Source organism: Asticcacaulis biprosthecium C19 (assembly GCF_000204015.1).
GTDB lineage: Bacteria > Pseudomonadota > Alphaproteobacteria > Caulobacterales > Caulobacteraceae > Asticcacaulis > Asticcacaulis biprosthecius.
Genome location: NZ_GL883077.1, coordinates 2,125,874 through 2,134,252, shown reverse-complemented (window position 1 = coordinate 2,134,252; position 8,379 = coordinate 2,125,874). Strand labels below are relative to the sequence as shown.

The 8,379-nt window shown below is 60.0% G+C and carries 8 protein-coding genes and 1 pseudogene; 1 reads left to right on the top strand and 8 read right to left on the bottom strand.

What is annotated here, in order from left to right:
• Positions 1–92 precede the first annotated feature (92 nt).
• The 5 genes from ABI_RS09855 to ABI_RS09835 form a co-directional block, all read right to left on the bottom strand.
• Positions 93–968: an alginate O-acetyltransferase AlgX-related protein gene (locus ABI_RS09855; protein WP_006272786.1), complete on the bottom strand. Its 876-nt coding sequence runs from the start codon at positions 966–968 to the stop codon at positions 93–95.
• Positions 969–983: 15 nt separating this feature from the next.
• On the bottom strand, positions 984–2,099 hold the full coding sequence (locus ABI_RS09850) for a glycosyltransferase 61 family protein (RefSeq protein ID WP_006272785.1): 1,116 nt from the start codon (positions 2,097–2,099) through the stop codon (positions 984–986).
• A gap of 104 nt (positions 2,100–2,203) precedes the next feature.
• On the bottom strand, positions 2,204–2,965 hold the full coding sequence (locus ABI_RS09845; protein WP_006272784.1) for a hypothetical protein: 762 nt from the start codon (positions 2,963–2,965) through the stop codon (positions 2,204–2,206).
• A 118-nt stretch (positions 2,966–3,083) separates the two neighbouring features.
• Entirely contained in the window at positions 3,084–4,238 is a 1,155-nt protein-coding gene (locus tag ABI_RS09840) for a polysaccharide pyruvyl transferase family protein (protein WP_040309114.1), read from the bottom strand.
• A gap of 128 nt (positions 4,239–4,366) precedes the next feature.
• On the bottom strand, positions 4,367–5,095 hold the full coding sequence (locus tag ABI_RS09835; protein ID WP_006272782.1) for a class I SAM-dependent methyltransferase: 729 nt from the start codon (positions 5,093–5,095) through the stop codon (positions 4,367–4,369).
• A 262-nt stretch (positions 5,096–5,357) separates the two neighbouring features.
• Between ABI_RS09835 and ABI_RS09830 the strand changes: the two genes are divergently transcribed.
• Positions 5,358–6,524 (top strand): polysaccharide pyruvyl transferase family protein, encoded by a 1,167-nt coding sequence (locus ABI_RS09830; RefSeq protein WP_006272781.1) that lies wholly within the window; start codon positions 5,358–5,360, stop codon positions 6,522–6,524.
• A gap of 76 nt (positions 6,525–6,600) precedes the next feature.
• Here ABI_RS09830 and ABI_RS26635 read toward each other — a convergent pair whose 3' ends face one another.
• The 3 genes and pseudogenes from ABI_RS26635 to ABI_RS25630 all read right to left on the bottom strand — a co-directional run.
• Positions 6,601–6,915 carry a glycosyltransferase gene (locus ABI_RS26635; protein WP_374188336.1) on the bottom strand — a complete coding sequence of 105 codons (315 nt, stop codon included), beginning with the start codon at positions 6,913–6,915 and terminating at the stop codon, positions 6,601–6,603.
• Positions 6,916–7,213: 298 nt separating this feature from the next.
• Positions 7,214–7,843 (bottom strand): annotated as a pseudogene (locus ABI_RS26630) (glycosyltransferase); the annotation flags it as partial.
• The coding region (locus ABI_RS25630) for a glycosyltransferase family 2 protein (protein WP_040308774.1) at positions 7,840–8,379 on the bottom strand (540 nt) is incomplete at its 5' end. The pseudogene ABI_RS26630 and the gene ABI_RS25630, both read right to left, overlap by 4 nt.

The window sequence follows — 8,379 nt, the reverse complement described above, 5'->3', positions numbered from 1 at the left end:
AAGATGAGTCAAGGTCATCATGGGTTCGTATAAGTTTTTGTTTTAACGCGCATCTCTATCCGAAAAGTGCGTCACACGTTTCGGGATGCGCTCTAACTCCCCGCCTGAGCCACCTTGGCCGCGATCAGGGCACGCGTCGTGGGGTCCGTCAGGTCATTGGGCGGACGGATCAGGAAGCGCTCGGACAACTCCATCAGCACGAAGTCCGGCTTTTCTTCCAGTATATAGTCGTGCTCATAGACCGGTGATGCGATCACAACCAGGCGGCGGAAGGACTGAGCCAGGAAGGGCGACAGCCAGAGGCCATAGGAGTCGCGGAACATAACCGCCGATGGCAGGCCGGCGTCGGGCTGCTCGTAGACGACGATATTGCCGCGGTTGACGACCTTGTTGTCACTAACCTGCTTGGCGCGTGGCGCGGTCACCTTGCCGTAGACAGTTCGACCCGTGACCTGAGGGGCGAGCTTCGATCCGAGATCGCCCAGGAAGTCGCGTTCGTCAAACGTAATATCGACCCAATCCAGAATACGGATGTCCGGCCGGGCCTTGGCCAGTTCCGCCATGACGGTGCGATAGGCGACATAGGCAGCGGCGTGCGACCAGTGGGAATCTGTCGTGCACACCATCAACTGGTTGCGCTTCTCCGCCTGAATCTCCGGCAGGGGATAGACAAAGGTGATGTTGTCAATGCTGTCCGCGATCGCCTTGATTTGATGAACCGGCCGTTCAGCCGCCGGTACGACGCTGTCGGGCAGCTTTTCGGGGCAGATGGCATGGTTGTCCGGCGGCACCACAAAGTAAAGCCGCAAGCCCACCTCGGCCAGCTTTTGCGCGCGCAACGCCAAGGTCTCGCGCCACTGAGCGCGACTGCCTTCGCTCAACAGGGTCTTGCCGGTATGCTGGCTCAGAACGCCGTTGGAATCGTTGTCGAGAAACAGAAAGCCGTCCTTGCCTTCCAAAACTTTCATCTACGCAAACCTTTATTATTTTCTTGCCTCAGGCCGGACCAGCTTCAGGTCGGGTAAGGTGTTCGTGCTCACCAGCTTGACGTTCAGTATCTTCTCGACGTCGGCCAGTTGTTCCTGGATGTCGGCTTGGGTCGGCGCCTGCCAGCCACTGCCGGTGATGAAGTCTCCCTTTTGCAGTTGCGTCTTGAGACTATCGAAATCCGGCAGGCCCTTCGCCTGGGCGAAGACACCCCAGGGGGCGTGCGACGGTACGAACAATTCACCGATCGTCGATGTACCCTGCGCGGTCGGCCCTCCGAAACTCTCAATCTGACGCACGTACGTATAGTTGAGTTTTCGCCGCCAGATAATAAAAAGTTTTTGATCGGCCCGGGCCACCAGGGCATAGAGGTGCGCCGCCGAACCATCGGCGAAGATGAGCGTGTCGGCGTCGTTGTAGAGCGCGAACTGTTCGCGGATCGACAGTGTCTCGGGATAGACGATGTGATAGCCTTCGGCCGCCAGGCTCCGTTCGATGAAGCCTTCCCCCAGGATCATGCCATCAAAGGGTTTCAGCCGGGCCCGCGAAACGTAGACGCGCTTGTGTCCCTCCCCCCGCAGCGCCCGCGCCGGCGCCAGCATTCCGGCCATGGCCGGATGTCCCTGGATCGTACCCGCCCGGCTGATCGATGTCGGCACGGCCAGGTGTTCGACCGCCGTCGGCGCCTTGACGATATTGAGCTGCACGCCGGGACACAACACATCCAGAACGGCCGGAATAAAGGACGAGGCGTCCATGTGCGCGATACGGCTGTAAAAGACGACAGACGCGTAGTCGCGGCTCAGGAACGAAAACGCCCATAGACGGCTCAGGGACTCGACCAGGAAATGGCCAAAGTGCTTGTTTTGCAACATGCCGCCGAAAACATGATGACCGTCCAGCCGGCTTTCGACGGCCGCCGGATCGATCGGCAGGGGCACGTTGTCGTAGCCGTCCTTCTGGTGCAGTGCAGCCTGGCACACCTGTGCATCGGCATAGTAGGCCCCGCCGTCAAAATGACCGCGCACGGCGCCATGAAGCTGCAACTGGGTCAGCGGCGCCACATAGGCATTGGCAATGAACTCGACGTTCAGGCTCGCCATTTCCGGCATTTAGGTCTCCGAGGTTGACGGAGGGTCAGCCGCGGGAGGTGACTCGTCCTGGGCCTTTACTAGACGGAAGAGGCTGCGATGAAAAGGACCTGTAGGTCACCGACCTAAGCGAGGTAGCGGCTTAGGTGCAGGCGCTGGGCTTCCGTTGCGGCGCTGGCCCCCATGACCAGAGACGCAATCGCGGTATCGGTCAGAGGACAGGCGCCCCGCTCCCCGGCGTCGCGTGCCCCCAGGCGGAAGGGCGCCTCGTCGGCCCCGATGGCGCCATAGACGACGTCGGTCATGACCGGCTGGTCGTCGATAAAGACACTGTAGGTCGTGCCGTCCGCCACCACGATCAGGCGCACCTGCTTGCCGTACCAGGGCGAAATATCAACCGCTTTGAGACCCGCATTGCCCAGCTTGATGCGGAGCCGGTTCTGGTGAAAATCAAGGTACACAGTACGCGAGGTGAAGTCGCCTTTGGACAGGATAACCCGCGGGGTTGTCACGGCGTCCGGGATGAAGCGAATATTGAGCCCGACGGTCAGCTGATTGCTGCTTACGAAGGCGCTTTCCGTTAGGTGCGGCATATCAAAATAGGCGTTGTCAAACAGCACGGTGGCGGCATCCGTCGCCGGCGCGGCGCGGAAAGCCGCATCGTTCTGAACGGCATTGCCGCCATTGCCCTGCTTGCTGAACCAGGCGGTAATGCGGCCGCCATCATCCAGTTGGAAGGCCGTCTTTTCACTTTGGAACCAGCATTCGATGGCGGGCAGTGCCACGCTGTCAAGAACGGAGTCCGAAGTGGCGGAGACGCTGGCGACCTTGGCCGCCTTGCTGCGGGTCTTTCCCGTCTTTTTCTTGCTGCTGTAAGACTTCGCCACCGCTTTTGCTCCACGTCAGAATTTTTCAGCCCCCGGCAAGCCACGAACTTTATAGGAAAAAAAACGTTGCGCCGCAACATCCAACCGCCTACGGAGCGAATTTCGTTAAGACCTGGAGCTACTCCCCGGCAATCTTCAGCAGGTGGCTGCGAGGCTCAAGACCGTTGTTGCGCAGGAAACTGACATAGTTCTGCGCCCGTTCGCGGCGTTGAGCGTCATAGGCCTCGCCGTCGAATTTTATCAGCGCCTTGAGATTGCTGCGGGTCAGGTGCTGGCCGGCCAACTGGGCCTTGGTCAGAAAAGGCACCCCGGTCTGGCGGCACATTTCCTCGGTGCGCGAGTCAAAGGCAACCACACAGCCCATCTTTGCCGCCTGGATAGCCAGTTGCGTGCCGTGATAGCGCGGCCCGATCGTCAGATCGTAGCGGGTCAGGGCGTCCATCCATGCGGGGACATCATAGAACGACCGGCAATAGGTGCGGCACCACGACTTGAACTCGTCCATGGTGTAGTGCGGCACCGTGTGCAGTCGCAACGTCTCCAGGATGGTGGGATCGATGTCGTTGAACAGGCCACGTGAAAGCTTGATCATATCGCCGGTGGCCTGGACGACATACTGACCAAAGGCCGTCGGATCCATCATCAGCCCAATCAGTTGCTGTTCGATGGGACGCAGTTCCCCCCACCCCTGGTGACCGGCGCAAACCGAAAGCGAACGCGGAATAGGGATCGAATCCCACTCGGCCTGGAGCGATCGGCCCAGATTGACGTCATGCGAAATGAAATGGGTCGGGCAGCCGCCGACCAGGGTATCGTCAATGCCGAACCGTGCCAGTTGTTGCGACGTGTAGGGACCGCGCGTGTAGATGTTCGAAGCCGAGCCGAAGCGACGTGCATTAATGGCCTTGACCCAGTTGACCGTGCCTTCCTTGGGCCTGACCTCGGTTTCCAGACTGTCCGCCTGGGCGCCCAGGCCGATCGCGATCACCGGCTTGTCGACGGCTTCCATGATGGTCGCCGCCCCGGCCAGGTCGGCGTGCGCGCCGAACTGGTTGGCGCAGGGAATAAGCACTGCGTCGTAACGATTCAGAACCTCGGCCTTGGTTGCCCATGACACCCAGTGAAACTCGGCATCAACCTGACGCGAAATGGCGTAGACGAAGGCCAGGTTACCGTTGTTGTGACCAATGGCCATGTTGAGGAAGTCGAAGGGCTGGTTGGAATAGAGCCCCGGATCCTGAATTTTCCACAGAATCGCAATTTTCTTCTTCAAAATCAGCTCCTTAGACGGCCAGTCCGGAATGTTGCGGGGCACCATATAAAAGCGCCCTCGCTAAATCCAGAGGAATCTGTCGTTCACACTCTCAGGAGGATGCGCAGACCGTTCCCGAACGCAAGCCGTCAGGCTTGCTTCACCCACAAGGACACGTCGGTGTGGCGCCCACTATAGGCTTCGTCGTCAACCCACTCATGACGCATGCCGGTATAGGCGGCCGGCTGGGTTTTGGTGAATTCGCGCCACTGCGGCAGGGTGTAGCTGGTGCCGTACATTTCGAAGATGCTGTTGGACGCCGGCCGGCCATCGGGGCGATAGCGCGTAATCCAGGCGCCATGCTTGTAGGAACCGGTAACCAGGGGCTTGTACTTTGCCGCCGGACGGGTGTCGTCGAAATAGTACTGCGCATTGAAAATGCCCAGAACGCCGCCCGGCTTCAGGTACGAGTCGAGACGCTGAATTTCTTCGTCGAACTTGTCGAAGGGATAGGCTTGCGCGATGTCGGGCAAGCCATCGGTCTGCGGATAGATGCACAGGACGTTCATCGCGAAGATGACGTCAAACGGCCCAAGTGGCGCGATATTGGCGGGCGTTGAGAGAACGACCTGAATCCTTGGGTGGTTCAGGGCCCGTGCCGTCGCCAGCGCCTTGGCGTCGACATCCGCACCGACCACGGTCGCATTGGGAAACACCTTGGCAAAGTCCAGGCATTCAGATCCGTCGGAACAGCCGAAAGACAGAGCTCTCAGCGGGGCTTCGGCGCCCAGATGGTTGGCGGCCAGGCGCATCATCTCGGCGTTGCGGCCTAGCTGCGTGTGGGTATTCTGCTGATGCTGTACCGGGGTGTCGCTCATGGTTCCCTCACACGTTGAATTCGCCAGCCATTAAGGACGAAGCCGCGCCGCGGTCAAGCAGGCTCGGGCCGATTGGCGGCAGGAAGCCCAAAGATTATCATCCGGGGCGAGCGGGTGGCAGCCTACCGCAACATCTGAAGCCTGCAATTCGGGGTAGCGGCGAAATTCGCGCGGTAGACGTTTTTGTCTTCTCAGCGCGACTTGCCTTGGTGGCGGAATTTCTCTAGAGGAAAGCCCTCAGTAGTTCAGGTGAACCAGACGAATGAATAAGACGAAGCGGGTCGGCGTTATCGATAATCTTGCGGATATCCGCACGTTTAAAGAACTCGAAGCCTTTGAACCGGTGACCAAGCGTTACAGCGCGGCAGTCGGCGGCAATACGGGCAATCTCGCCTTCGTCATGGGCACCAAGATGTCGCTGGGCAACCGCTACGCTGTGACCTTTTGGCATGAAAATCCCGAACGCATCCGCCAGCATTTCGACCACCTGGTCATCTGCTGCGCCAATCAGATCGGCAAGCATGCCGACCTCCGGGGCTGGGGCAACCGCCTGGAACTGTTCGGCCTGCCCGTGACGCTGGTTGGCCTGGGCGCCCAGACGACGAACTACGAAACCGAGATCGAAGTCCCCGAAGGCACCCGTCATTTCCTGGATGTGGTCGGCAAGCTCAATGACTCCCCGGGCTCCAACATCGGCGTGCGCGGCGAGTACACCCGCGGTGTCCTGGCCGATATCGGTTACGACTCCTTCGTCACCGGCTGTCCGTCGCTGTTTATCTCCCCGGATACGGCCCTGGGCGAAAGCATTGCTGCCGCTGAGGTCAGCGAAGACGACGCCAAGATCGCGGTAGCCGCCGGCAACCCCTATCACCCGCAGACGCGCGCCCTGGAAGCCAACCTGATCGACATCGTCTCCTCGACCCACGGCGCCTATGTCATCCAGCATCCCGACATCATGATCTCGCTGGCCACCGGCCAGTTCACCGAAGAAGACGAAGCCAAGCTGCCGAACCTGCTGGAAGCCTATGGCGGCCGCTTCAAAACCACGGAGGACCTGGTGCGCTGGTTCGGCCGTCACGCCTACGCCTTCTATGACGGCTTTGCCTGGATTGACTTCCTGCGCCACTACGACGCGGCGATCGGCCCGCGCTATCACGGCGTGGCCTTTGCCGTTCAGGCCCGCCGGCCCGGCATGGTGGTCCACATCGACAACCGCACGCGTGAACTGTCGACAACGACCGGCATCAAGTCGATGGCGGCCGCGGACTTCAAGAATGTCAGCGTCAACGAAGCGCTGAAGATGGTGAAGTGGAGCTACGAAGAAGGCCTGGCCTTTGACGAGAACCGTCGCATGCGCGCCGACAACCTGGCCAAGTTCCTGATCGACAACAATCTGGCGGCCTCGGATCGTTTGTTGTCTCTGGCCTGATCCTGCCGCAAACAATCAAAAAAATGCCCCGCTTGATGTTCAGGCGGGGCATTCTATTGTGGCAAGCCGGAAACCTCTACGCCGTCGCACCATATATGCCCGTCAGATTGTCCATGATGCCGCGGTTATAGGCGTCCAGATCGAACTCCGGCACCGTCACCTGAATGTCGCCGTTGATGATGGCGTTCAGGCGCGAGGCCAGGCTGCCCGGGTTGGCGACGACGAAATGCTCGCCATGAACGCCCTTCCCCACCTTCTCGGCCATGCCGCCAACGTTCGACACCAGGGCCGGCACGCCCGACAGGCGCGCCTCCTGCAGCACCACCGGGGCGTTTTCCCACCATACCGACGGCATGACGATCCAGTCGCAGTCGCGCATCAGCCCGACCACGTCCTCGCTCTTGTAACCACCATTCAAGGTGACCGTCGGGAACAGATTCTCGATGGTTTCGGCCTGGGCCGCAAAAAAATTCCTGGTTGGCCTGGCCGTGGGCCGTGCCGTACAGGACCACACGGATCTTCTCCAGCGTGGTTTCGGGCAGCAGTTTCATCGCCTTCAGAACGACATCCACGCCCTTAAACGGCGTGAACTGCCCGAAATAGCCCAGCACCAGCGGCCGGTCTTCGCTATAGGCCACAACGGGTGCCTTGGCCTCCGGCGCTGCGCCATAGCGCACCGACACCAGGTTCTCGACCACATGTAGGCGGTGAGCATCTACGCCGAACTCGGCATAGCGCTTGGCCAGGAAGGCGCTGGGCGAGACGATGCCGTCCAGCGAATTCAGCGCCCGCAGGATGCGTTCGCGGCGCAGGAAGAAGAAGCCCGACGCCGTCCCTGGGAAGCATTTGGCGCATTCCGACGGCGACGAGGCGTAGCACAGCTCCTTGCTGGTCTTGATCATCTGGCCGTAGTGGTGGCAGATGCCGCCGTATTCGTGCAGGGTCAGGAAAACCTTGATACCCTTGCTTTCCTTGATCTCCTGGATGACGTCCAGGCCGATTCCGAAATAGTGGTGGAAGTGGATCAGATCGGGTTTGAAATCCCCGATCATCTCATCCATGTCCTTCATGACCTGGTGGAAGTTACGCGCGGTCAGACGAAAGTCGTCGAACTCCGCTCCGACCCACAGCAGTTCATCCTCACGGCCGCGGAAGGCACCGAAACGGCCGTCGTGGCCGATATTACCATGCGGCGTCAGCGCTACAAACAGGCAGTCATGGCCCTGCGCCTTCAAGGCATGGAAGTGCGCGATGGCCGCATTCTCGGCTCCGCCCTTGGTAATGTCTGGGTGGGAATGGGAGACGACAATAATTCTCACAGCAGGTCTCCGCGGCTGGCCAGGAAGTCTTCCCACCGGTGGGAAAACAGCTTGCTGTTTTTCAGGGTAAAGAAGGCGCGGGCACCGCCGCCCATCAGGCCGATCGACTGACGCTCCAGGTGGTACATGCCGGGTCCGTCGACCAACAATACCTTGTGGCCGTCCTTGAGCCGTTGCAGGCACAGGTCGACATCCTCGAAATCGCCGTTGATGAAGGACGAGTCGAAATATTCGATGCCATGGCCGTCCTGCTTGTCCAGCAGCATCATGGCGCCTGTTACCGCTGTGGTTTCGCGCACCACGATGCCGTCGTTGCGGTAGTGCAGGCCTTTGCGCATGTGGTCGGCCAGGACCAGGCCGGCATAGATGTCGCTTTTCAGAAACTGGATGCCGACATGCTGGATCGTGTTGTCCTCGAACAGCAGCGTGAAGCCGACGATCGCGCCCGGATTTTTGCGCAGCACCTCGACGCCATGCACCAGTGTGCTGTAGTCGCGGACATAGGCATCCGAGTTCATGAACAGGATCTTGTTACC

What these genes read in the sequence shown, in the direction of transcription:
- ABI_RS09830 (WP_006272781.1), top strand. Translation starts at nt 5,358, where the DNA reads ATGAATAAGACGAAGCGGGTCGGCGTTATCGATAATCTTGCGGATATC.
- ABI_RS09855 (WP_006272786.1), bottom strand. Translation starts at nt 968, where the DNA reads ATGAAAGTTTTGGAAGGCAAGGACGGCTTTCTGTTTCTCGACAACGAT.
- ABI_RS09835 (WP_006272782.1), bottom strand. Translation starts at nt 5,095, where the DNA reads ATGAGCGACACCCCGGTACAGCATCAGCAGAATACCCACACGCAGCTA.
- ABI_RS09850 (WP_006272785.1), bottom strand. Translation starts at nt 2,099, where the DNA reads ATGCCGGAAATGGCGAGCCTGAACGTCGAGTTCATTGCCAATGCCTAT.